Origin of the sequence: Pseudomonas sp. Irchel s3h17 (assembly GCF_900187505.1) — a bacterium.
Lineage (GTDB): Bacteria > Pseudomonadota > Gammaproteobacteria > Pseudomonadales > Pseudomonadaceae > Aquipseudomonas.
Genome location: NZ_FYDL01000002.1, coordinates 321,812 through 346,636 on the forward strand (window position 1 = coordinate 321,812; position 24,825 = coordinate 346,636).

At 57.7% G+C, this 24,825-nt stretch carries 22 protein-coding genes and 1 pseudogene; 9 read left to right on the plus strand and 14 right to left on the minus strand.

The features are described 5' to 3' along the window. From CKW25_RS03500 to CKW25_RS03510, 3 genes are read right to left on the minus strand one after another with little or no spacing between them, the layout of a single operon-like run. The gene (locus CKW25_RS03500; protein WP_095077709.1) at positions 1-201 is read right to left on the minus strand and encodes a DUF1656 domain-containing protein; all 201 of its coding nucleotides are present in this window, start codon (positions 199-201) and stop codon (positions 1-3) included. Beyond that, complete coding sequence (locus CKW25_RS03505; protein WP_095077711.1) at positions 191-2,377, minus strand: FUSC family protein; 2,187 nt, start codon at positions 2,375-2,377, stop codon at positions 191-193. The genes CKW25_RS03500 and CKW25_RS03505 overlap by 11 nt, the downstream gene beginning before the upstream one ends. A 10-nt stretch (positions 2,378-2,387) precedes the next feature. Further along, positions 2,388-3,899 carry an efflux transporter outer membrane subunit gene (locus CKW25_RS03510; protein ID WP_095077713.1) on the minus strand — a complete coding sequence of 504 codons (1,512 nt, stop codon included), beginning with the start codon at positions 3,897-3,899 and terminating at the stop codon, positions 2,388-2,390. Between the two features lie 193 nt (positions 3,900-4,092). On the opposite strand from CKW25_RS03510, the gene CKW25_RS03515 reads away from it, so the two are divergent. From CKW25_RS03515 to CKW25_RS03525, 3 genes are all read left to right on the plus strand, one after another. After that, positions 4,093-5,061 carry a LysR family transcriptional regulator gene (locus CKW25_RS03515; RefSeq protein WP_095077715.1) on the plus strand — a complete coding sequence of 323 codons (969 nt, stop codon included), beginning with the start codon at positions 4,093-4,095 and terminating at the stop codon, positions 5,059-5,061. 335 nt (positions 5,062-5,396) lie between these two features. After that, positions 5,397-6,371, plus strand: coding sequence for a D-glycerate dehydrogenase (locus CKW25_RS03520; RefSeq protein ID WP_095077716.1), 975 nt, complete (start codon positions 5,397-5,399; stop codon positions 6,369-6,371). Between the two features lie 214 nt (positions 6,372-6,585). Next, positions 6,586-7,095: a DUF2165 family protein gene (locus CKW25_RS03525; RefSeq protein WP_095077718.1), complete on the plus strand. Its 510-nt coding sequence runs from the start codon at positions 6,586-6,588 to the stop codon at positions 7,093-7,095. Positions 7,096-7,107: 12 nt separating this feature from the next. Here the strand turns inward: CKW25_RS03525 and CKW25_RS03530 are convergent, their stop codons facing one another. Then, a complete protein-coding gene (locus CKW25_RS03530; protein ID WP_095077720.1) occupies positions 7,108-8,010 on the minus strand; it encodes a DMT family transporter in 903 nt (300 codons plus the stop codon). A 136-nt stretch (positions 8,011-8,146) separates the two neighbouring features. On the opposite strand from CKW25_RS03530, the gene CKW25_RS03535 reads away from it, so the two are divergent. Then, a complete protein-coding gene (locus tag CKW25_RS03535) occupies positions 8,147-9,022 on the plus strand; it encodes a helix-turn-helix domain-containing protein (protein ID WP_095077722.1) in 876 nt (291 codons plus the stop codon). A gap of 77 nt (positions 9,023-9,099) precedes the next feature. Here the strand turns inward: CKW25_RS03535 and CKW25_RS03540 are convergent, their stop codons facing one another. From CKW25_RS03540 to CKW25_RS03560, 5 genes are all read right to left on the minus strand, one after another. Beyond that, positions 9,100-9,426 (minus strand): DUF3325 domain-containing protein, encoded by a 327-nt coding sequence (locus CKW25_RS03540; RefSeq protein WP_095077723.1) that lies wholly within the window; start codon positions 9,424-9,426, stop codon positions 9,100-9,102. Next, positions 9,427-11,013: a PepSY domain-containing protein gene (locus CKW25_RS03545; RefSeq protein WP_095077725.1), complete on the minus strand. Its 1,587-nt coding sequence runs from the start codon at positions 11,011-11,013 to the stop codon at positions 9,427-9,429. Continuing rightward, a complete protein-coding gene (locus tag CKW25_RS03550) occupies positions 11,010-11,303 on the minus strand; it encodes a DUF3649 domain-containing protein (protein ID WP_095077727.1) in 294 nt (97 codons plus the stop codon). Before CKW25_RS03550 ends, CKW25_RS03545 begins: the two co-directional genes overlap by 4 nt. Before the next feature lie 251 nt (positions 11,304-11,554). Then, on the minus strand, positions 11,555-11,962 hold the full coding sequence (locus CKW25_RS03555; RefSeq protein ID WP_095077728.1) for an HPF/RaiA family ribosome-associated protein: 408 nt from the start codon (positions 11,960-11,962) through the stop codon (positions 11,555-11,557). A gap of 212 nt (positions 11,963-12,174) precedes the next feature. Next, the gene (locus tag CKW25_RS03560) at positions 12,175-13,122 is read right to left on the minus strand and encodes a LysR substrate-binding domain-containing protein (RefSeq protein WP_095077729.1); all 948 of its coding nucleotides are present in this window, start codon (positions 13,120-13,122) and stop codon (positions 12,175-12,177) included. Positions 13,123-13,257: 135 nt separating this feature from the next. On the opposite strand from CKW25_RS03560, the gene CKW25_RS03565 reads away from it, so the two are divergent. The 3 genes from CKW25_RS03565 to CKW25_RS03575 all read left to right on the plus strand — a co-directional run bounded on the left by CKW25_RS03565 (position 13,258) and on the right by CKW25_RS03575 (position 16,748). After that, positions 13,258-14,634: an L-serine ammonia-lyase gene (locus CKW25_RS03565; RefSeq protein ID WP_095077730.1), complete on the plus strand. Its 1,377-nt coding sequence runs from the start codon at positions 13,258-13,260 to the stop codon at positions 14,632-14,634. A gap of 86 nt (positions 14,635-14,720) precedes the next feature. After that, complete coding sequence (locus CKW25_RS03570; RefSeq protein WP_095077731.1) at positions 14,721-16,022, plus strand: serine/threonine transporter; 1,302 nt, start codon at positions 14,721-14,723, stop codon at positions 16,020-16,022. 408 nt (positions 16,023-16,430) lie between these two features. Beyond that, positions 16,431-16,748 (plus strand): DUF3509 domain-containing protein, encoded by a 318-nt coding sequence (locus CKW25_RS03575; protein WP_095077732.1) that lies wholly within the window; start codon positions 16,431-16,433, stop codon positions 16,746-16,748. On the opposite strand, the gene CKW25_RS03580 is transcribed toward CKW25_RS03575, so the two are convergent. Further along, entirely contained in the window at positions 16,745-17,245 is a 501-nt protein-coding gene (locus CKW25_RS03580) for a phosphate-starvation-inducible protein PsiE (protein WP_095077733.1), read from the minus strand. The genes CKW25_RS03575 and CKW25_RS03580 overlap by 4 nt on opposite strands. A 318-nt stretch (positions 17,246-17,563) precedes the next feature. On the opposite strand from CKW25_RS03580, the pseudogene CKW25_RS03585 reads away from it, so the two are divergent. After that, a pseudogene (locus CKW25_RS03585) lies at positions 17,564-17,803 on the plus strand (YebG family protein); the annotation flags it as partial. Between the two features lie 175 nt (positions 17,804-17,978). Here the strand turns inward: CKW25_RS03585 and CKW25_RS03590 are convergent. Genes CKW25_RS03590 through CKW25_RS03605 form a run of 4 tightly spaced genes read right to left on the minus strand, consistent with a single transcriptional unit; the run spans position 17,979 to position 24,133 of the window. Further along, complete coding sequence (locus tag CKW25_RS03590; RefSeq protein ID WP_095077735.1) at positions 17,979-19,205, minus strand: MFS transporter; 1,227 nt, start codon at positions 19,203-19,205, stop codon at positions 17,979-17,981. Between the two features lie 13 nt (positions 19,206-19,218). Continuing rightward, positions 19,219-20,505, minus strand: a complete 1,287-nt coding sequence (locus CKW25_RS03595) for an ATP-grasp domain-containing protein (RefSeq protein ID WP_095077736.1) — start codon at positions 20,503-20,505, stop codon at positions 19,219-19,221. 13 nt (positions 20,506-20,518) lie between these two features. After that, entirely contained in the window at positions 20,519-21,574 is a 1,056-nt protein-coding gene (locus tag CKW25_RS03600) for an iron-containing redox enzyme family protein (protein WP_095077737.1), read from the minus strand. Between the two features lie 21 nt (positions 21,575-21,595). After that, a complete protein-coding gene (locus tag CKW25_RS03605; RefSeq protein ID WP_095077738.1) occupies positions 21,596-24,133 on the minus strand; it encodes a pyridoxal-phosphate dependent enzyme in 2,538 nt (845 codons plus the stop codon). Between the two features lie 433 nt (positions 24,134-24,566). Here CKW25_RS03605 and CKW25_RS03610 point away from each other — a divergent pair. Then, positions 24,567-24,825 (plus strand): YebG family protein (locus CKW25_RS03610; RefSeq protein WP_095077739.1); only part of this gene is annotated, 259 nt, incomplete at its 3' end.

The window sequence follows — 24,825 nt, forward strand, 5'->3', positions numbered from 1 at the left end:
TCACTGGTAGACAGTCAGCGCCAGGGCGCCGAACAGGCAAATGAACAGGCTCAGGCGCAACAGGGCCGGGTGCCAGAAGAAACGGTACAGATCGAACCCGGACAAAAACCGATCCAGCGCCCAAGCCAATGCGGCGGCGATGAAAAACATCAGGGTCATGGTCGGCATGTACACGCCGTGGAAGGCGATTTCACGAGGCATGGTCAGGTCCTTGCGGGGCGGCCAGGGCCGCCAGCGGCGATTGCGGGTCGAGCAACGAAGTGCGGATGAAATGCAGGTAACTCTTCACCCGGCGCAGGGCCGAGGTATCGAAGTGCGGGGCGAACGGTTCGTCGGTGGCCTGCACCCGGCTGATGGCGTGGTCGACGGCAATCAGTGCACGCTCCAGATTGCTGTGGCCCGGTTGCAGAAACAGCCGCACCAACGCCCGCCCCATGACGCGGATTGCCTGGCGCCAGGGCTGGGACTCGGCATACGCCGGGTGCACCGGCAGGATCGCCTGTTCCTTGCGCAACTCGATGATCGCGTGACCGACCTCCAGCACCACGAACATCCAGCGCAACAAGTGACGCTGGACCTGAGGTTGCCCGACGGCCAGGCCATAGGCCTGGTGCACCAGGTCCCGGGTACTGCTTTCAAACCCCGACGCCAGCCCCTTGAGCTTGCCGCTGATGGCATACACCACCTGAGCGCGCAGATCCTGCTCCAGCCGTCGCCACAACCAGCGACTGTTGGGTGGCAGGATGATCGCCCCGGCCGCCGCACACACCAGCATGCCCATGACCATGGCGATGTAGTCGTTGATGAAGGTGTAGGGGTTGTAGACCGTCGGGTTGTCAGGCACGGAGCCCGTGCTGAAAAAGATCAGCAAGCCCAGGCCCACACCGGCGTATTGCGGCCGCGAAGAGAGGAACGAACCGAGTACGATCACCGGTGCCAGCATCACGCATAGCAATGGAAAACCGTCGATCCAGGGGAAGATGAAAAACATCTCGACGAAACCGATCAGCGCACCGAGCAACGTCCCGCACGCCATCTGAAAGGCCATGCGCTTGGGGTTGGGTGTGGCGGCGGAGAGACCGACCGTGGCGGCCGCGATCAAGGTCATGGTGGCGCCGCTCGGCCAGGCGGTGGCGACCCAGTAACTGCCCAGCACAATCAGAATGAACGAGGCACGAAGCCCTGACGCGGCCGAGGCCAGCCAGTTGGTTTTCGGAGTGAAAGGTTCGTCCCATTGCTCGCGTTCGTGGCTGTGATCGGCCAACGAGGCGTGGGTCTGTGCATAACTGTGCAGCTCGTCGACGAAGCGATAGAGCAATTCATACGCAGTGTGGAAATCCAAAAGATCGGCGTCGCTGGGCACACCTTCCTGAAAGCTGGCTCGCAGGCTACGCACTCGCGCCGGCAGGCCTTCCTTGTAGGCCGCCAGTTGGCTCGCCAGGCGCGCGGCATCGGCATGGGTCAGTGCCCGGCCGGAGAAGCCGTCGAGCAACTCGGCCAGGTCCTGCAACCCCGGCTTGATGGCTGCCACCACATGATCGGCGGCGCTGCTGCGCAGGCGCTCGAGCAACCGGTGCAACGCATTGAAGCGGGTGGTGATGCCCATGAATTCGCTGTTCAGACGACTGAGCCGACCGTTGCGCCGGCGCATGTGCGGGTCTTCGAACACGGTCACGCTGCGCAGGCCTTCCAGGCCCACGGCTTCGGCGATGAAGCCGACATTGCGGCTCTCGAAGGTCTCGCTCTGGCTACGTCCCCGCAGGCCATCGGTGACGAACAACGCAAACACGCCGAAGCGTTGGTACAAGGCGTTGCGCATGGCGGCGCTGGCGGTTTGCGGGAGGATCGCAGCGCTGACCAGGGTGGCGCAGAGAATCCCCAGGGAGATTTCCAGCACCCGCCAGACGGCGGCCATGAACGCCCCGTCCGGGTGCGCCAATGCCGGCAAGCCGACCATCGCCGCCGTGTAGCCGGCCAGCACAAAGCCGTAGGCGCGAAAGTTGCGATAACGCGCGGCACCGGCCGAGCAGATCCCCACCCAGATCGCCAATGCGCCGAGAAACAGCTCGGTGTTTTGCGCGAACAAGGCAATCAACGCGACCATCACCGCGGAACCGGCCAGCGTGCCGAGGAAACGGTAAAAACTCTTGGCGAACACCTGGCCGCTCTGCGGCTGCATCACGATGAACACGGTGATCATCGCCGTACGCGGTTGCGGCAACTCTAGGCGCATGGCCAGCCAGAGAGTCAGGAAGGCGGCGATCAGTACCTTGAAGATGTAGACCCAGGTCACGCCGTCACTGCGCGCCCATTCATAAAAACCACGGCGCCACTCAAGGGAATGCAGCCAGCGTAGCGGTGCAGGCAAGGAAGTCATGATGTCCCGTTCAGTGATCGAAGGCAGAGAGAATGGCCGGAGTGCTCGGTGCCTGGACTTCGCCATCGGCCGGCACATCGTGGCCGGCACCCAGCCCGCCTCCCAGGGCGGTGACCAGTTCGGCGTGGGCACTCAAGCGTGCCGCCTGGACCTGTTGCTGCACCTGTTGCTGTTTGAACAACAGCGTCTGGGCATTGAGCACGTTGAGGTAATCGGTAAGGCCGCGCTGAAAAGCGACCATGGCGATGTCGTAGGTTTTCTGCGCAGCCACCACCGACTCGGTTGCGAACTCCTGCTGCTTGTCCATGGACTCACGGCGAATCAATTGGTCGGAGATGCTTTTGAGCGCATTGACCAGGGTCTGGTTGTAGTGGGCCACGGCCATGTCGTAGCCCGCCGAGGCTTCGCCCAGTTGCGAGCGCAATCGGCCACCATCGAAGATCGGCAAGGAGATGGCAGGCCCAACGTTGTAGTTGAACTTCTTGCCGGTCAGGAACTCCAGCGCCCCGCCGCCGGTAGCCATGTAGCCAAGGCTGCCGACCAGATCGACATTGGGGTAGAAGCCGGCGTGCGCCACATCGATGCCGCGCGCCTGGGCCGCCACCTGCCAGCGGCTGGCAACCACGTCAGGACGCTGGCCAAGCAATTGCGCCGGCAGGGCCGATGGCAGCTTCAATGCCGTCGCCAGCGAAAGGCTTGGCCGTTGCAGGCGCGCGCCCTCCCCCGGCCCCTTGCCCGCGAGCGCGGCGAGCTGGTTGCGGGCCAGGGCGATTTCTTCGTCCAGGGCATCCAGTTGCCGATGGGTTTCCGACAGCGGGGTTTGCGCCTGGCTGACTTCGAAATGGGTGCCGATGCCACCGGCCAGGCGCTTTTGCGCGAGATCGAGAATCTGCTGTTGCTGGGCGAGCGTTGCCGCGACGATGTCACGCTGGGCGTAATGCAGCGATAACTGGATGTAGGCGCGTACCACGTTGTTCTGCAGTTCGAGTTGCGCCATGCGCGCCTGCGCGGCAGTCATGTGGGCCATGTCCACGGCACGCTCGCTGGCATTGCTTTCCCGCCCCCACAGGTCCAGCGCATAACTGAAACCCAGCGCGGCATTGTTGTCCCAGGTGGTGCTATTGGCCAGCTCACCCGGGCCATAGAACTGATCGGTAGGCCAGTTGTGGCGCTTGAGGGTTGCGTCGCCATTGATCTGCAACGACTCGGCGGACTCGACCACCCCGGCCATGGCCCGGGCCTGGCGCACACGCGCCACCGCCATGGCGATGCTTGGGCTACCCTGTACGGCAAGCTCGACCCAGGCGTTCAACTGAGGATCGCCATAGGCTTGCCACCACTGTGCGGTGGGCCAGTGGGCGTCCTTGGCCGCACTCTGAATGGCCTCGTCGGCGGCCAATGTATTGGCATCGAGTGCCTTGCCCTGTGGGGCAATACCTCCGGTTCCGATGCAGCCGCTGATTGCTAACGATAAAGCCCAAACACTGAGAGTCTTCAACTCTCTGCTGATGCGACGCGGCACTGCTGCAAATTCCTGAGGAGGGGGGGATTTCCAATCGGCGCAATTCTAGGGGGGGCCCTGTGCGGCGATAAGCCGGGAATCCTGTGAATCTTTGTTACCGTTAACGAGATAATCCCTGGGTGGCATCCTTAAGTCGCCTGTAAAAAAGCTGCAACTTTGTGTAACAATTTGCCATCGCCCCCGAGAGTTCCCCATGGACACTTTGCAAAACATGCGCGCCTTCAGCTGCGTCGCCGAAGCCGGCAGCTTTACCGCCGCCGCCGTGCAGCTTGATACCACGACAGCCAACGTCTCGCGCGCGGTCTCCAATCTGGAAGCCCACCTGCAAACCCGCTTGCTCAATCGCACCACCCGCCGCATTGCCCTGACCGAAGCTGGCAAACGCTACCTGCTGCGCTGCGAGCAGATCCTGGCCTACGTCGAGGAAGCCGAAGCCGAGGCCAGCGACGCCCATGCCCGCCCGGCCGGGCAACTGAAAGTGCACACCATGACCGGGATCGGTCAGCACTTCGTGATCGATGCGATCGCCCGCTATCGCAAGACCCATCCCGATGTCACGTTCAACCTGACCTTGGCCAACCGCGTCCCGGACTTGCTGGACGAGGGCTACGACGTCTCCATCGTGCTGGCCAGTGAACTGCCGGACTCCGGCTTCGTCTCGCAACGCCTGGGGATCACCTACAGCATCGTCTGTGCCTCGCCGGCCTATGTGAAAGCCAACGGCTGTGCACAGAAGCCCAGCGACCTGCTGAACCATGCCTGCCTGCGCCTGGTCAGTCCGGTGATTCCGCTGGAGAAGTGGTTGTTCGACGGCCCTGAAGGCCAGGAGATGGTCACCATCAACAGCTCGCCCTTCCTGGTGAACTCGGCCGATGCCATGAAAACCGCAATCATCAGCGGCATGGGCGTCGGCGTCCTGCCGGTCTACGCCGCCATCGAAGGCCTGCGCAACGGCAGCCTGGTGCGGGTCATGCCCAATTACCGCTCGCAAGAACTGAACCTCTACGCCATCTACCCTTCACGCCAGTACCTGGATGCGAAGATCAAGACCTGGGTCGAGTACCTGCGCGGCTCGCTGCCGGAGATCCTGGCGGCCCACCAGTCGGAGCTGGCCGCCTATGAATTGAGTGGCAGCCTGGGTGGGGTTCGCGTAGCGAACTGAATGCGATCCAGTGTGGCGAGGGGCATTCGCCAATGCCGAACAGTGAAGGAGATGAGGTCGCATTTGTAGGAGCCGCCGGTCGACGCTCGAGTGCTCACGATGAACTCAAGAGCAACGCGTTCAATCAGAAAACGTGCGTTATCGTTAACGTCCATCGCGAGCGTGCTCGCTCCTACGCGGGTCGGCGTTCACTTGACTGACTGGCATTAGGGCAAGCCCCCTTGCCACACATTCGGTGTTCAGCCGGATGAGCATCAGGTTGATGCCCTCGCACTCCCCCCGTGCAAGATGTTAGCTTGCTTGGCATTCTCCTCCGCCTGACGAGCCTTCCTGCGATGAAAAAGACCGTTCTAGCCTTCAGCCGTATCTCGCCCAATATGGTCGAGTTCCTGCAACACGACTTTAACGTGATCGTGCCCAACCCCAAGCAGGGCGATATCAGCGCACAGTTCAATGAAGCCTTGCCCCACGCCCACGGCTTGATCGGCGTCGGGCGCAAGCTCGGCCGTGCCCAACTGGAAAACGCCGGCCAACTGGAAGTAGTGTCCAGTGTGTCGGTTGGCTACGACAACTATGACCTGGCCTACTTCAACGAACGCGGGATCATGCTCACCAACACCCCGGACGTGCTGACCGAAAGCACCGCCGACCTGGCGTTCGCCCTGCTGATGAGCAGCGCCCGGCGTGTCGCGGAACTGGATGCCTGGACCAAGGCCGGACAATGGCAAGCCAGCGTCGGTGCCCCGCTATTTGGATGCGACGTGCACGGCAAGACCCTGGGCATTGTCGGCATGGGCAACATCGGTGCAGCCATTGCCAGGCGCGGTCGCCTGGGCTTCAACATGCCGATCCTGTACAGCGGCAACAGCCGTAAAAGCGCGCTTGAACAAGAACTGGGCGCGCAGTTTCGCAGCCTTGACCAACTGCTGGCCGAAGCCGACTTCGTTTGCCTGGTGGTGCCACTGAGTGAAAAAACCAGGCACCTGATCAGCCACCGTGAACTGGCGCTGATGAAGCCCAGCGCCATTGTGGTGAACATCTCCCGTGGCCCGGTCGTCGATGAACCGGCGCTGATCGAGGCCTTGCAAAACAATCGGATCCGCGGCGCGGGCCTGGATGTCTACGAGAAGGAGCCACTGGCCGAGTCGCCGTTGTTCCAGCTCAAGAATGCCGTGACCTTGCCCCATATCGGCTCGGCCACCCATGAAACCCGCGACGCCATGGCCAATCGCGCCTTGACCAACTTGCGCAGTGCGCTGTTGGGTGAGCGACCGCAGGACCTGGTCAATCCACAGGTGTGGAAGCGCTGAAACCTGGCGATACGCTCCACTGTCAAGAAGTCAGGATGGGTGACTTGCAACAACCTGCCGTTCGCCCACCGCTTTCCTGCGGTTCACTGCTTGTCGAACCGCAACAGGGGACATAACTTGCAAATGAGTTAGCAACAAACTTACGCATACGCGCTATAGACTCCGGAAACTTATACAACCGCACAAGTCACTACTTGAATTCGGAGTCACGCGCATGAGTAACATCACCACCGCCTGCACGATCAGGCGGAGCAAAATACTGATTGTCTTAATGGTCGGAACATTCGGCCTGACGACGCTGGTTAACAACTTCACCGACTACACGGCCTATTACGAGTACATCGGGCAGATCCTGAGCATGAGCACGACCGAAGGAAACGAGTCCCGACGCTACCGGGCCGTCACTTCAGGCCTGTTCCACCATCGTTTCTACTGGATGATCATCACCCTGGAAACCATCTACACTGCTTTTTGCCTGCTCGGGGTTTATAAGCTCTGTCGAAAAATGAATGCCTCTCGAAAAGAGTTCAAAGGGGCGAAGAAGTTTGCCGTTTTTGGTCTGGTCACCGCCATCTTTGTTTACTACTTTATATACGTCATTATTCTAAACGAGTGGTTTGATCTTGAATATTCCGCCCAGTCAGAGGCCTTCGACTGGGCACGCAGTAATATTGAATACATGTTTCCCGCACTGATATACCTGACCTTGGACAACGATAACTGACTCCCTCCAGCCTCATGCCAATCGGGTAGTCACTGGCTTGACCTTTGTCCCGGGTCTACGGAACACCAGCACGTTCCCCAGCATCACCAGTACCAGCCCTGCCAATGCAGGGAGCGTCCACTGATAGCCCTCGACGACGGCCGACACATTCAGCGCCACCACGGGAAACAGCACCGTGCAATACGCCGCACGTTCCGGCCCCATGCGCCCGACCAGGGTCAGGTACGCCGTGAAGCCGATGACCGACCCTGGAATGACCAGGTACAACAACGAGCCGATGTAACGGGCATTCCATTCCATATCGAAAGGGATGCCTTTGACCAGGCAATACATCGACAGCATCGCCGCGCCGTAGGCCATCCCCCAGGCGTTGGTCGTCAGGGGCCTGAGACCGGCTTTCTGTTGCAGGCTCGACAACAGGTTGCCGGCCGAAAAACACAGGGTACCCAGCAATGCCAGGCCAAGCCCCAGCAGGGTTTGCGGGCTGGCCGTGTGACCGACCACTTCGGGCCAGAACAGCAAGCCCAGCCCGCACAGGCCCAACGCTCCGCCCATCAACACATTGCGGGCAATTTTCTGGCCGAAGAACAGCCGTGAATTCAATGCATTCCACAGCGTTGCCGTGGAAAACACAACGGCGACCAGACCACTGGGAATCCACTGGCTGGCGCTGAGGAAACACATGAAGTTAATGCAGAACAGGCACAAACCCTGCGCCACGCAGATCAGGTGCCCACGCCGATTCATCACCTGCAGCTTGCGGCTCAGCAAGAGCATCACGAACAACACCAGAGCCGCCAGGCCGAAGCGGTAGACAATGGACACGGCAATGGCCACCTCTCCCAATTGCAGTTTCAAGGCAATCCAGGTGGTACCCCAGATCAGCACGGTCAGCAGGTATAACGAAAGGTTCATGACGGTCACTCCTGAAGATGGCCTTCAGTCTGTCGCCCGAACCCCCAGCGCGCTTGCATAAACTTGCGCTTTTGTCGGCGGACGGGCTGGCACGGCAAGGCCTTCGGAGTAGGATGCAGGCGTTGGAGAACCGATCATGCCCGCACTGGAAACCCTGCAAGTCTTTCAAGCCCTCAACCGCTCGCCCAATGCTCGTCTGGAGCACAGCGCCGAGCTCGGTGACGGCATGGCTGCAGCCCTGTGGAGCAATCATCATGACGCCCAGGACTATGAAGCGCCGGGGCATCACACCCTCTCCTGCTACATTGCCGGCGGTACCGGAACCTTTCGCCGTGAACAGCCCGGTACCAAGGGCGGCCCGGGCAAACTCTGCGTATTGCCCGCCGAGCATCAATCGGCCTGGGTGATCAATGGTGAAATCCGCCTGGCACACCTGTACTTCAGTCCTGAACAATTCGCCCTCGGCTGCATCACCTTGCTCGACCGCGAACCTCGCGCGCTGCAACTGCAGGAAAGCACTTTCCTGGACGATGCACAGCAGGCCGGGCGCTTTCGCCAGTTGATTGCGTTGAACTGGAATGAGCCTGGCGAACGCCTGCTGACCAGCAGCCTCGCACACGAACTGCTCAGCCATACCCTGCTCAATCAGGTTGGCCTGCGCCAGGGTGTGCGCCTCAAGGGGGGATTGGCCGCGCACCAACGCCGGCAACTGGTCGAGTACATCGACAGCCAACTGGCCGAGCCCATCAGCCTGGGTCAGTTAGCGGGGATGTGCGCACTGTCGGAATACCACTTCGCGCGAATGTTCCGCGAGAGCTTCGGCCTGCCGCCTCATCAATACCTGTTGGCCCGCCGCCTGGCCCATGCCCGGCAGCTGCTGCGCAGTACCCGGCAGCCGCTGGGCGAGATTGCACTGGCCTGTGGATTTGCCAGCGCCAGCCATTTCACCCACCGCTTTCGCCAGGCCATGCATGGAACACCTGGCGAGTACCGCCAGGCGTTCTTGCGCTGATCCGCTCCCGGAGCTCGGTAGCCTCGTCTCCCGCCCTGCGATTCAGAGGGTGCGGTGATCATCAAGGGCAGGTTCAACTAAAACCGGGCGAACACGGCAACCGGGCTGGCCAGCAACCCCAGTCCCGCCATGAGCATGACCAGGCGCGGGCGATAGGGCAGCAGCAACACCAGCCATAACCCGCTGAGCATCAGGACCGCGCACCACTCCACCAATCCCAGGCTCCAGCCAGCGGCGGTCACCGCCGCCCACAATGACAATGCCAGCAACGACCATCCCGCCAGTTGCAACAGCTGACGTAAACGAGGCGACGGTGGACGTCCGAGCAGGTCTCGGTGATGGCGATCCATCGACAGGCACAACGCGGTGAACCCGCCGTAGCACAAGAGCAAGGGCAGCAGCATTCAGTTCATCTCCTGTTCAAGCGTGGTCCGACGTGCGCGCGCGGTGTGGGTCGGGACAACGCCATTGGCCTGACCTGAGCGCCACATCCTCCAGGCGGCCCAGCTCAGAAACAATCCGCTGCCCAGGCAGGTCAGGTCGAAGCCGGCCATTGCCCAGTCACCCTGGGCAATGGACACGCCCAGGTGCCGGGTAGTGGTCAGTGCGTTGAGCAACGGCAGGCCGGCGAACAGTAACGCCGCCAACGCCAATTGCTCGATCCAGGCCGCACGGCCCTGGCGCAACGCTGCATGCAACACGCTTAATCCCCAGGCGATGAAGAAGCTGTTCACTTCCCAGGTCGAACGCTCGGCAAAGCTCACCGGCAATAGACGGTTAGCCCAGAAGAACGCTGCCACGCCGATCAGCAGGCCAGCCATGCTGGCAATGTTCAGCACTTGCACCAGGCGCAGCTCAAACGGCATCACACCACTCTTGGCGTGTTTCAACTGACGCTTGCCCAGCCAGATCACCAGCCCGGTGCCAATCATCGCGGTACCGGCCAAGCCGCAAATGAAGTACAGCCAGCGCAAGACCGGCCCGGCGAAGCGCCCCAGGTGCAGGCCATAGAAACTGCCCACGAACGCCATCGGCATCGCCGGCTGCGCCTGCACCGTGAGCAACTGGCCGTTGACGCCATCGAACGACAGGCTGCTGCCAAAGTCATACACCACCCGGTCGTCACTGCTGCGCATGACACTCACCGAGGCCTTGAGGTCGCCGGGGTTGCTCACCGTCACTGCCGCGGCCTGCCCACCGGACCAGTACTTGCCGGCGCGCTCCACGAACAATGCCAAGGGCTGCAATTGACCGGGCTTGCCAACTGCCGACGGAGTGTCGGACTCCGGGAACAGTTCATTGAAGTACGCGCCGCTATCGCCGTTGTAGGCAACCAGGATGCTTGCCGGCATCACCATCGACATGAAGATCACCAGGCTGCTGTACGTGATCATCAAGTGAAACGGCAACACCAGCACCCCCACCGCGTTGTGCCCATCGAGCCAGGAGCGCTGGCCCTTGCGCGGGCGGAAGGTGAAGAAGTCCTTGAAGATCTTCTTGTGAGTGATGATCCCGGTGATCAGCGCCACCAGCATCAGCATGGCCGCCGTCGTCGACAACCAACGGCCCCACGGGTGCGGCATCTGCAGTTGAAAGTGGAAGCGGTAGAAGAAGTCCCCGCCGCGGGTGTCCCTGGCCTGGATCAGTTCACCGGTCAGCGGATCGAGTTGGCGTTGCTCGCGATTGCCGCGTCGGCCTTCGTTGCCCGGCGCCTGCCAGAACACTGAAAGGCCAGGGTCGCGGGCACTGGGCAGGCTGATCACCCAGCGTCCGGCACCCGCCGCGTGTTGTTGCAGGTAATCCTGCGCCAACGTCAGGCTGGCCTCGGTGCTGACCGAGCGCAACGGAACTTCCGGCTGCATCCAGTGACTGATCTCGTCCTTGAAGTACGACAAGGTACCCGTCAGAAAAATCGCAAACAGCAGCCAGCCAAAGACCAACCCGGTCCAGGTGTGCAACCAGGCCATGGCCTGACGAAAGCCCTCCTTCATGACTGGCCCAGCCAGTAACCCAGGCCAATCAGGGCCGCCAACACCAGGCTGGGCACCATCACACCGGACCATGCCTGCCAGGCGCTACGGCAGGCAAAGCACCAAAGCACCGCCACCAGGTAGACCAGGAACGAGGTCATCATGCCACTGAGGACGGCTTCAGCGCGGGGCATCGGGAGCCAGAGACCCATGCAGATACTGGCCAACGCTGCCAGGATGTATCCACCCAGCAGTGCGGCCAGCACCCGGGAAGTGACGGCCATACGATAGGAAATGGGGAGGCTTTTCATGTTTCGTCCTTGAAGCCTTGGGGAAACCTGCGCGCGGTCCATGCCTGCACAGGGTCAACGAGGATCAATAGTAATGATAAATATTCTCATATGCAAAAACAGACTGATCAAGGAACAGTGCCAAGGCACGTCGGGCGGGGGTTACGCCGTGGGTTCATGGAACACCAGCACGGTATCAACAGACCCCAAAAACAAAACGGGCCTGCAATTGCAGGCCCGTTTACATTGGGGTGGTAGACGTGTTTCAGGCATCAGCCATTGAGCGCTGCCTGTTCGTTCTCGAGAAATTCTTCTTCAAGCAGTGCATCGGCGTGAGCACCAGACTGGATGGGTGTCACGGTGGCGCGTTTACCGCGCAATTTGCCGAACAGATGCTCCAGCGCATGTTCAAGCTTGGTGGCCGCCCCTTCGATGGCCAGTTCCAGATTTTCGGCTTTATGAGTCACGGATACCGGTTGATGGCCTTTTGGCCGCGCTTCAAGCTGGCAGCGCATATCGTGTGGACCGGGTTTATCGCCGTTCTCGTCCCGCAGGTGAACCTCGACCCGTGTCAGGTCCTCTTCATATCGTTCGAGCGCGCTCTCAATGGTAGTACGTACCCACTCCTCCAGTCGGATGCTGCTTTGAATATGGTTATCGCTGTTGACTTGGATTTGCATAGTTCATCCCTTATTTCAGCTAACTCGCGAGAGGTCCGGTGTAGCGTTGAAACCTGAATGACCGTGACCTCTTACTTACAGAGTTGGGCAGACGGAGAAACAATTCAACCCCTAAAAAAAGATAAATATTCATACGCAAAAAAAGTCGGACAACCGGCAAAAGCGCTGTTAAGGTCGGGAGTTCGGTAGCCCTGCAACGCAGCCAAAAAACCTCATGGCGGCCCCTCGCCCAACGGGTGCATCCCGCGAAAGATCTCCGCCTCCTCCACCAGCCAGTCATGCACCGCGCGCACCCCCGGATGGCTCAGCGCCCCTGGTGAATACAGCAGCACATAACGCTTGTAGTTGGGCACGGCGACGCCAAAGGGCACGATCAGCGTGCCACGCTCCAGTTCGTCGTTGAGCAAGGTTCGCCGGGCAATGGCCACGCCCATGCCGGCAATCGCGGCCTCGATGGTCAGGTGGTTGCGATTGAACGTATGGCCACGCCGTACGTCGGCACCGTCGAAGCCGATCGCATTCAGGTAGAACTCCCACTCCGCATACTCATAGCTGCCGCGCCAGGCGGTGATGTCGTGCAACAACGCAAAGTGCACCAGATCCGCCGGCCCGTGCAGCGGTGGCCGGCCACGCAACAAACTCGGCGCGCAGACCGGGAAAATCTGTTCATCGAGCAAAGTTGTGGATAACAACCCCGGGTAGCTACCGTCGTTCAGGTCGATCGCCAGGTCGAAGTCGCCTTCGTGCAGCGCCACGCTGCTGTCCTCGGCCACCAGGCGCAACTGGATATCCGGATAACGCTGCTGCAAGCGTGGCAGGCGCGGGGTCAGCCATTTGCCCAGAAACGAAGGGATGGAGCGCAAGCGCAGAATGCCGCTGATCATGCCGGCGTCCAGCCGACGCAATTCCGCGTCGATGCTGCCATAGGCCTCGTTGACAGTGATCGCCAGGCGCTGGCCCTCGGCGCTCAACTCGACGCCCCGCGCGCGGCGATGAAACAGGCGAAACCCCAGGCGCTCTTCCAGTTGGCGAATCTGCTGGCTCACGGCCCCGGGGGTGATGTGCAACTCTTCGGCGCAACGGGTGAACGACAAGTGTCGCGCCGCACAGGAAAACACATGCAGCCAGACGTAGGTCTGGGCATGAAATTGACGACTCATCGTTTAGTCCTACTAAAGCCTGTCTTAGGAAGTTTCGTTGGTCAGTGCTGACCGAGGTAGGCAGTATCGCCGACATTGCGCTTGTCCTACAAAAAATGGCAGCGATTCCTACTCCATTGCTTGTAAGGCTTTAGCATGGCTATCAGTGTTTTCGATCTCTTCAAAGTCGGTATCGGTCCGTCCAGCTCTCACACCGTCGGCCCGATGCGCGCCGCCGCCACCTTCGCCCAATCGTTGTTTGACCAAGGTCTGCTGGGGCAGGTCGGGCGCGTGGAAGTGCGTCTGTACGGCTCGCTTTCCGCCACCGGTGTCGGCCACGCCACCGACCGCGCTTGCGTCATGGGCCTGATGGGCGAATGGCCCGACAGCATCGACCCCACCAGCATCCCTGCGCGCATTGCCCAGGTGCGTGACCGCGGTGAACTGCTGCTGGCCGGGCGCCTGAGCATCGCCTTCGATTGGCAGCGCGATTTGCTGCTGCTCGATGAAAGCCTGCCCTACCATCCCAACGCCATGGCGTTGACCGCCTTTGGCGAGTCCGGCCCCTTGTTCGAGCAAACCTACTATTCGGTGGGCGGCGGCTTTATCGTCGAAGCAGCCGAAGTCGACTCCGGCGTGTCGGCGGCCAACGACGTGGTATTGCCGTACGATTTCTCCAGCGCCGCTGAACTGTTAGCGCTGTGCAACCAGCACGGCCTGCGGGTAGCCGAGTTGATGATGGCCAACGAACGGGCCTGGCGCAGCGACGCGCAAATCCGCCAGGGCCTGCTGCATATCTGGTCGGTGATGCGCGAGTGCGTCGAGCAAGGCCTGAGCCACGAAGGTGTACTGCCCGGTGGCCTGGACGTGCCACGTCGCGCGGCAAAACTGCACCGCAGCCTGCTGGAAATCGGCAAGCCGAACGTCATCAGTTCGACCCTCTCGGCGATGGAATGGGTGAACCTGTTCGCCTTGGCGGTCAACGAAGAAAACGCCGCTGGCGGACGCATGGTCACCGCGCCTACCAACGGTGCGGCCGGGATCATCCCGGCGGTGTTGCACTACTACATGAAGTTCAACCCCGACGCCTCGGACGATGATGTGGTGGCGTTTCTCCTTGCAGCCGCTTCCGTGGGCATCCTGTGCAAGAAAAACGCTTCGATCTCCGGTGCCGAAGTCGGCTGCCAGGGCGAAGTCGGTTCCGCCTGCGCCATGGCGGCTGCCGGCCTGGCCGAAGTGCTGGGCGCCACCCCCGAGCAGCTGGAAAACGCCGCCGAAATCGGCCTCGAACACAACCTCGGCCTGACCTGCGACCCGGTCGGCGGGCTGGTCCAGGTGCCGTGCATCGAGCGCAACGCGATTGCCGCAGTGAAGGCGATCAACGCCACCCAGATGGCCCTGCGCGGCGACGGCAAACACTTCATTTCCCTGGACCGGGTCATCCGCACCATGCGCGATACCGGTGCCGACATGCACGACAAATACAAAGAGACTTCACGGGGCGGCCTGGCTGTCAGCTGGGTGGAATGCTGACGAGCATTCCCTGACCACCCTGGCAGGTCGCTTCAGGTGACCTGCCCCACGTGAGCCCGAGCAAGAATAATAACGAGGCAAAAACGATGACCGATGTACGTACACCTGCTGCTGAAAATCCTGCTGTAGACGTCACCCGCGACACCGCAACAACCCGCAAAGGCTGGAGCAAGCACGACACCACCTGGATGCTTGGCCTGTACGGTACGGCCATCGGCGCGGGCACGCTGTTCCTGCCGATCAACGCCGGCGTCGGCGGCTTCTGGCCGTTGCTGGTATTGGCGCTGCTGGCTTTCCCGATGACCTTCTTCGCCCACCGTGGCCTGACCCGCTTCGTGCTGTCGGGGCGTTCCGGCGACATCACTGACGTGGTGGAAGAACACTTCGGCATCGGCGCCGGCAAGCTGATCACCCTGCTCTACTTCTTTGCAATCTTCCCGATCCTGCTGGTGTACAGCGTGGCGCTGACCAACACCCTGGGCAGCTTCATGGAACACCAACTGCACATGACCCCGCCACCGCGCGCGCTGCTGTCGCTGGCGTTGATTCTGGGGCTGATGGCCATCGTTCGTTGCGGCCAGGGCGTGATCGTCAAAGCCATGAGCGTGCTGGTCTATCCGTTCGTCGCCGCACTGCTGTTGCTGGCGGTGAGCCTGATCCCGAACTGGAACGGTGCATTCTTTGCTTCGGCCGGCGACGGCATGCCCATGTCGGTGTTTCTCAAGACCCTGTGGCTGGCGATCCCGGTGATGGTGTTCTCGTTCAACCACTCGCCCATCATCTCGGCCTTCGCCGTCGATCAGAAACAGCGCTACGGTGCCCAGGCCGAACAAAAGAGCAGCGGTATTCTCGCGGTCGCCCACGGCATGATGGTGGTGACGGTGATGTTCTTCTGCTTCAGCTGCGTACTGGCCCTGTCACCGGCAGACCTGGCGGCCGCCAAGGCACAGAACATCTCGATCCTGTCGTACCTGGCCAACCACTTCCAGACCCCGGTCATTGCCTATGCCGCGCCGTTGATCGCGCTGGTGGCAATCACCAAGTCCTTCCTGGGCCACTACATCGGCGCCAGCGAAGGCTTCCAGGGCCTGATCGTGAAAAGCCTGCGCAGCCGTGGCCGGGCGATGTCGGCCAGTTGGCTGAACCGCGCCACCGCGTTGTTCATGATCCTCAGTTGCTGGGCCGTCGCCACCTTCAACCCGAGCATCCTGGGCATGATCGAAACCCTCGGCGGGCCGGTGATCGCTTGCCTGCTGTTCCTGATGCCGATGTATGCCATTCGGCGCGTACCACCCCTGCGCCAGTATTCGGGTCAACTCTCGAATGTGTTCGTGGTGCTGATCGGCCTGATCGCACTGTCTGCGATCATCTTTTCCGTCATGCCCTGAAACGGACCAGAAACCAAAAAGGCGAGCCTGTGGGCTTAATGCCAGTCAGTTAAGAGAAATAAAGCCGAACACGAAACCCGTGGCGAGGGAGCTTGCTCCCGCTGGGGCGCAAAGCGGCCCTGTTTTTGGGCTGCTACGCAGCCCAGCGGGAGCAAGCTCCCTCGCCACGGGTACTATGTTCGGCTGGTCTTTGGCTTAACTGATCGGCATTAGCCTGTGGGCTCGCCTTTTTATTGCCGGTTCTGCGGTGCCCGGGAACGCCCGGCATGCCCTTTGCTTTGCCAAGGGTCGAGCGACATGGAAGTCGTTCGAGCTTTCGCGAACGGCTTGCCGATGGTCTGGAAAAGCGAACCAATCCTGATCTCGACCGGTCAATGACTGCACGATCCAATCAAGCGGTGACGCATCATGGATAACCCTTTCCAACTGATAACCGACACCTTTGCCCCGGACTATCAGGTCAACCTGAGCATTCAAGGGCTGGACGGCGGCATCATGCTGACCCTGTCCAACACCGGCCGAATCGTCGCCAAACGGATGATCAGCGCCGAACAACGCAATGACCCCAAGCGCCTCAAGCGCCTGGTGCAAAGCATTCAGTTCGGCATTGCCATCGAACAGGGCCATAGCGCCGTGGCGATTCTCGAAACCATGACCGACGGCGACAACCACAGGCTGCCGACATCGATACGCAAGGCCCCGCTGCCAGAGTCAGCCCGGCATTAAAGCTCGCCCTTCTCGACTTCCAGATGCTCACTGGAACCCGCACCGATCTTGCGCTGCGGGTGTTCGATCTTCACCGAAGGGAACTGCGAAGAGGCATAACGCACCACCAGAATCGCAAACGCCAGCAACAGAATCCCGCCACACAGGTAGATGATGCCCAGGTCCGGCGGGTTGTGGTGCGAGACGTTGGAGATCAGCAGGCGGGTCAGTGCGGTGATCGCCACGTAGATCAGAAAACGCACCGGCATGTGGTTGGTCTTGAAGTAAATCCCGACCATCGCCCCCAGTTCCAGGTAGATGAACAGCAGCAAGATGTCATCGATCTTGATGTGTCCCTCTTCGATCATGCCGAGAAACTCCATGACCGCCGCCCAGGCCGTCACCGCGCCGATGGCGAACAGCGCCAGGTAATGGAAGGTTTCAACGAACAGATTGCCCAGGGACTCGGCCAGTTCATGCACGTTCTGGCGAAGTCGCTCCGCCCAATTGATTTTCACGGTGGTTCTTCCTTAGGTCGGCTCGACCGGATGATGCGGGTTCGACGTGACGGTTGTTCTGCATGCAGAAAAAAGGCCAGCGGCTATGGAGTGAGATGAAAATGGATTGCGACTGGACACTTCCGCATTGCATTTACCCACACCTTCGCGGGCAAACCCACTCCCGCAAGGGACAGCATTGTTCTTGGGAGACAAACCCGCAAACACGTCTACATTAAAAAGCCACTACCCAAAGCGCAGGGATTCGCTTATCCTTTCGCTGTATATAAATACAGTAGTCGTAAAAGACAACTAATGTGAAGGCATGTGAGGTGGTAAATGGCCGTCGAAGTGGTATACCGCAGCAGCCGAGATCTGGAGCGCTTGTTCATGGATAAAGCCGAAGCTGACCGTCATGACAAAATGCTCGAACTGGCCGAATTGCTGGCTGAAGTGTTGCAAAAAGCCGTTCCGTCCCTGACCGAACAGCAGGTCGAAGAAGCCGGGATCTACATGGCGAAAAACCGCGATGTGTTTGCCAAGGCGTTCAAGAGCCAGCCGGATGCCCTGTCCGAATTGCTGAACGTGCCCGCTGAAGTAGCTGAAGTAGCCGAAGCGACTGAAGCAGCGGAGCCGGTCAAGCCCGCGAAAGCCGCCAAGCCCGCCAAGTAAGCAACACCCGAATTGAATAGGCCCTGAGTCAAATGGCTCAGGGCCTTTTTCATGCCAACGACAACGCTCGCCTCTCAGGCCGTTAATTGGCGAGAGATGTCTGCTCTTTTGGACTGGTTCCCGGTTCTGTCCATAGCTTGGAGACTGTCGAGTAATGCAGCATGAATACCAACACGCCCGTACCCCAGCATATCCACCATAAGGTAAAGCCACCATAGGCTCCGTATAACCATGCCCCCACACCGGGACCATAAAGCGAGTGACCTAACCATGCGGCGCTGAATATACCCAGGTATTTGCCGCGTTGACGCCCTTGAGAGCGGTTCATTACCGACAGTGTCCAGACAGGCGTCAACAGCAACTCGGCGGCGGTAATCACCAACATGGTCAATACCGCCCAGATGATATGGCTGCCCATATTCAGAATGAGGAAAGCCCCACCGAGTAGCAAAATACCCAGGCGTGAGGCGATGACGATTCCATGTCGCTCGATCCATCGGCTCACGGGCAACTGCAATACCACTACCAGCAGCGCATTCATGGAAAACAGATAGGCGATCCAATGAGGACCGGCATCAACGTGCTCACGCAAGAAAATCCCGAATGTGCCATACATCTGATCGAATATGCCCAAGGCCAGCAATTGACCAAGAATGAAGACAAGGAAAAAACCGTCTCTCCAAGGCGAACCCACTGCAAAATCCCCTGTGTCTTTCTGCGTCGCCGCAATGCTCGCAAGCTGCCAGAGTCCTACGGCATGTTTCAGGGCATAGCCGAGCAATAAAAAGCTGCCAAATAAATTCAGCAATCCTTGAAACAGAAACACGTAGCCGTATCCAAAGCCGACCAGTGTTCCGGCCAGCAGGCCTGCGAGGGCGACTCCCAGATTGAATACCACTCGATGCAAACCCTGCACACGCGCTTGTAGCTCTTGCGGACTCCCCTCCATCACCAGGCGCAAGTTGGCTGGACGAAACGCACCGTCAAAAATGCCTACCAAGGGCACCACGATCAGTAACAGTGCAAAGGGTGGGGTCAATACCAGCGTAACGGCAAAAACACCGCTCAACAGCAAAGAGATCCCGGTCGTCCATTGTGAGTCCAGACGCTCCGATAACGCGCCACCGACATAAGCCCCGAGGATACATCCGCCGCCATAAGCAGCCATGAGCCAAGCGATAGTAGAAAAGTCATACCCATATACCTCGAGGAAGTACAACGGCATAAACAATTTGACGATACCCCCAGCGCTATTCAGCAGCGTCGCCAACAGTTGGAGTTGTACCGATCGTGGCAAAGTTCGAATCATCTTTTTCAATCAGTTAATTAGAGGATGGAGTAGCAACATGTACGGTGTCTTCATGCCTGCTTTTGGACAATCGTACTTTTGCCGTTCTGGCCAGTGACACGGCCAACATCATGGCTTGCTCTGCCGACTCATGAGAGACGATGATCGAACCGATGACCCCTTGATTAGACGCTGCCGGCTCGTACCACTTATTGATTTCGCCAAGAACCTGAACACTCTCCACCCTTGGGCGGCTTCTCATTTCATGTTCATTTTCAAGCCCTAGAAAAAAGCCAGCCTCAGGCATCGTCACACGATGGATCGCAACGCCTCCGTTGACAGAAGGATTCCATTCGATGGATTTTCCTTGAGCCAGTTCAACGATCGCATGAGCCGGGTTTTCACCCGTGGCGAGCTCAATCATGTGGCTACCCATCTGATCGCCTACCAAACGTGGATTAACTTCCAGAATCTTGACCTCCCCACCAACAATTTTGCAGTCGACGTTAACAGCGCCGACAGCAAAGCCCAGCTGTTTCAAAACCGGAGCTATATGCCGAAACAACAACATCGTTTCATCGTCAGAGGATGGGAAACTGGCGCCTATTTTTATAAAGTTTGTTCCATCACCCTTGGTAATTATTTTCCTGAAAGCACCCATCACAATGAACTTTTTATTGAGTGGTTTCAGGAGATCAAGACAAAACTCCTCTCCACCGACCAAGGCTTCCAGCAACGTACCGTTTTCGAAATCCTGCCCTGAGGCATCTCGCCCCCAGCCTTGACGAGCCTGCAGATAGCTGTTGAGGTCCGCTTGCCCATTGATTTTTTTCACATATAAACTGTCATTGCCATTGACCGGTTTTGCAATAAAAGGGAAACCAACTTCTTGAGCAAATTCCTGAGCCTCTTCCAAGCGACTCACCAGGCGATAGGCGGGATTAAGTGACGGCGCGATACGGTTGATGGCTTCGCGCATCTGGAATTTGTTTCTGAATCGCCGCACAACCGAGGGCTCATTGGTCGGCACCCCATAGCGCATGGCCAGTTCTGCAGTTTGTACAACGAAAAAATCGCTAGTCGTAATAATTGCTCTTATTTTCGATTGTTCCGTCAACGCACCAACCGCTTCGACCATTAAGGCAAGGTCGGACGTATCCACCTTCACAATGGCCTGACAATGTTGAGAGATGGCCTGCGGGTAGGCGTCCGGTTCGCGGCACAGCAAAATAACGTCATAACCTTGCTGCCGAGCATAACGGCACGCGACTTCACCCGCGCCGGTTTGACTTGCTTCGACAAATATCACACTTCCTGTCATTGCAATCTCCCAACTACTTGGTAGCTAAAAACGTATTGAGAATGGCATCCCAATAACGTTTTGATACGAGCTCACGCAATAGTACACCCAAGGCAAACAACCGGGCGACGTCGGCGCCTTTATCCCTTATTTCAGAAAGCATGATGTTATCAAGCCAACCTTCCGCGTGTTTGACGTCAAGCTCCGAATGATCATAATGATAAGCCAATACATGCTCAGACAAACCCAGTCGCGCGCCACCCTTGGCAATGCTGGAGAACCGTTTTGGCGTCAACGCTTCCAGAAAGCCAAGGTAGCCGGCACAGTAATGGTACAGGCTTCTGAAATGTGCCAGGTACAACATATAGTTACCGCACGCCACGGCTTGCCAAGCAATAGTGCTCTGACGGACTGTGTTGATTTCCAAGGCAGACACCAAACGACCAAACATAGTCAAATGAAACTTGCCAGGATCGCTGCTTCCCAACTCATCCTGGAAGTTATCGAAAAACTCAAGTTTCGGGCTGCCTCGAACGCCGACTTGTGCAAGTGCGATAACATCGTCGAAGGAGACATGCACCCCGGCTTCAGTCTGGATAAAGCTTCGGTACTCGGCCAATGACGCATCATGTTCAATATATTCAAACAGTGGGTGAGGAGAGTGTTTGTATTGTGCGCATTTTACTTGAAACCACTCTTTGAATTCTCCCTCCGTCGCGGGTAGCTTTTCATCACACAGCGACGCCAGATCACTCTGTAACTGTGCCTGCATGATACGCTGCTGTATTTTAAACATCAGCGGCGACATCTCGAGCCCATCATCGAGTAAAAGATAACGACGACGAAGCAACTCGTTAGCCAAAAAATGGACCGAGGCTAAACTTTCCTCGTGCTTTTCGACGAATGCTGAAGTCAACTCACTTTCCAGCAAATCCAACAAGACTTTTTCATCACTTTCAATAGCCGAAGCATCACCGGCCACATACGTTGCCAAGCGCTGCTGTAAATCATCCAGCAGTTTGTTGTTATAACCGCCAGAAAAACCAGCAACCCGGTTAGCCGTTAACTCAACGCTTTCAAAAACTGACATATCCCTGTCTCCAGATAAGGCTCAAATCGCTTCGCCATCAAAGTAGCTCAAGTAATCGCTCAAGGTGAGAGCTACCGTACTCACCAGTTTCTGCATGTGTTGAGTACTTTCCTCACCGATGGAAAAACGCAGGAACGGAGGCATATTGTCTGCCATCGCAGCTGCGGCTGACACCCGAGTAATGGCAAATCCAAAACTGACGCCCTTGGTTATAGGGATATGGTTTTCTCGACAACGTTGCAGTAACAGACCAATAAAACCATCAAGACAAGCTCGATTATTGAGACCGGGGGCCTTCATCGAAATGGCAACTACACCTCCTCCATGTTGCCAACCCAGTTCACGCCAGCGCCATGGGTATGCCAGATCAATTCGAGCCATAAGATAGTCGTTACCTTGCAGGCCTTGAGTAAATATCTGAGCGTTTCGGCTCAATAACCGCATTCTGCTCAAATACATCTGTCGGTCATACTCTGGAAATTTCGTCACCGCAGACTGGTACATCACTCCACCGGTATTTCTGCGATGAGTCGCCAAACTGGCGATATGCTTCTTGGTACTGACCACAACGCCCGCCATCTGCATGTCCAGACCGAACTGTAGATATTTGCTGCCACTCTCGTAATAGAGAACGGCCGGGTGGTTTTCGGCAGAAAACATGTCGAAAATTTCAATACCGCCAGAGACCATCGTACCGTCTATCACTAGCCATTTATGCCGCCAGTCGTGTACCGCCATTTTGTTGGCCAGGGCTTTCAAATCCAGGATGTTCATGTCTCCAAGATTGGCCAATGGATCGAGGAATATAACGCTGGCATCCGAGCTGCCGACCAGCTCCACCAGCGCATCAAGCTCCCATGAACTGGAGCGAATCAATTCTATGTGCTGCAGACGCTGCAGCTGCTCCAATGCCTCGAAGTAGATGTAGGGAGAGGTAACTACCTTGACGCCCGGCTGAAAAACGCTTCCTAACAGAAAGCTTTCAATCACCGTATAGGCGGCCTGACCTGAGGACACCAACAACAAGTCGTTTTTATTACTGTTGAATCCCAGGCTCTGCAAAAGATTGATTTCTACTTCTCGCAGAAGCATGGAGCCGTACCGATCATAGTTTACCGCCGAGCCACTGTTTTCCTGTGGATCGAAGAACATGACGCAACCGCTTTGATCGTTACTGGCGCTGCACCACGCCAGGCTGTTTCGCAAAAAGGAGTACTCTTGAATCATCAGGCGATAGCGATGGCTGGCCGAGGAGTGGGACAACCCCTGACCCTTGACTTCATTTAAACGGGCCAACGTAGTGTGGGAACGGCCCAAAACATAGTTGATACTGTCCTGCTCAAGTGAAAGCCCCTCGATCATCGCAAATTCTTGATGTCGTTCAACATCGGCAATCAGCCTTTCGAACTTGATCGTCAACTGATTGAGCAAATCGAACCAAAAGTCCTTGCTCTCTGTAACGAGCGCCTCCCGTACAACCTCATAATGTATTGGCAGATTCCTCTGAGTCTCGGCGATCAATTTGGCGGACTGGTGGCCAAGCAACGTGGCAGACGCGCCATCTTTTTCATGGGTTGCTACACACTTCATCAGCGTGGAAGTTGATATATTGCCTCCACTGATGATCACCAACGTGTTGCCTTTAACGACTTGACCTTGCGGATCAGCAAGCAGCGGCGCCAAGGAGATGGCACCGGCGCCCTCGGACAAAACACCTTCATTGTGCAGCAACGCCACAATGGCCCGTTCAATATCCTGCTCCGCAACCGCGATACTCAAAGAAATCAAAGGCAAAATAAAGTCTCGCAATGCAATATCATCTTCACAGTGCTGCACAGCCAAGCCATCAGCGATTGTCGGATAGACTCCTTTCTTCAAGGCGTCTACCGATACGTTGTCCAAGTCCCGGTTGAATATCTTTGGATGCACGGTCAATACACGTGTATGCGGACTTCGGGCTTTGAATACCGCCCCTACCCCTGCCAGGAGTCCGCCACCACCGAGAGGAATAATAACGTTATCGAACTCGATAACGGCCTCTTCCAATATCTCGACTCCCAGGCTCCCCTGCCCCTTTATTACATCAGCATTCGAAAATGGAGATATAAATGCACCTCCTTGTTTCTCCGCCTGCTTCCTGGAGATCTCGGAAGCCTCGAACAGGTCTTTTCCCGCGGCCTCGACGTGCGCCCCGCTATCAACCAGCCTTCTCAGTTTCAACTCTGATGCGTTGACGGGAACATAGACCGTACAAGCCCGTCCCAAATGCTGGGCCACATAGGAAACTGCCAGCCCATGATTGCCGGCAGACGCGGTAAACAGAGGAATATCCGGAGATAACTTCCTGATGGCGTTGTAAGCACCGCGTATCTTGAATGAGTTGGTCAGCTGATTACATTCAAGTTTCGCCCAAACAACACGCGTCGCAGTACTGAGCCAAGAAAGCCTTATCAACGGAGTATGTAAAGCGAGCTCCCTTATAAAGAGTGCATCCTGCTCTGCCTCATTGGAGAACTGTTGATATTTATCGCTCGTCCGCGCACACATCAGATCATCCATAGCTCATTTCCTTGCAAAGATACACTTAGATATGCCCACTTACTATCGACTAAAAAACAGTCTCATACAAAACCCGCACGGGACAATACATTTCTACCGTTCACCATTCAGGAATGGTCTTGGACTACGGCAAATATGGCATATTCTTACAGACGCGACCTACTGTGCAGACTCGATTAATGCAGCGCTAGCGAGTGAAAATATCGCGATACCAAACAATGATGATTATTGATAACCAGCCATATCCCAAACCATTAGCCGCACTACTTTAAACATTATGCAAGGGACAGCATTGTTCTTGGGAGACAAACCCGCAAACACGTCTACATTAAAAATGCCACTACCCAAAGCGCAGGGATTCGCTTATCCTTTAGCTGTATATAAATACAGTAGTCGTAAAAGACAACTAATGTGAAGGCATGTGAGGTGGTAAATGGCCGTCGAAGTGGTATACCGCAGCAGCCGAGATCTGGAGCGCTTGTTCATGGATAAAGCCGAAGCTGACCGTCATGACAAAATGCTCGAACTGGCCGAATTGCTGGCTGAAGTATTGCAAAAAGCCGTTCCGTCCCTGACCGAACAGCAGGTCGAAGAAGCCGGGATCTACATGGCGAAAAACCGCGATGTGTTTGCCAAGGCGTTCAAGAGCCAGCCGGATGCCCTGTCCGAATTGCTGAACGTGCCCGCTCCGG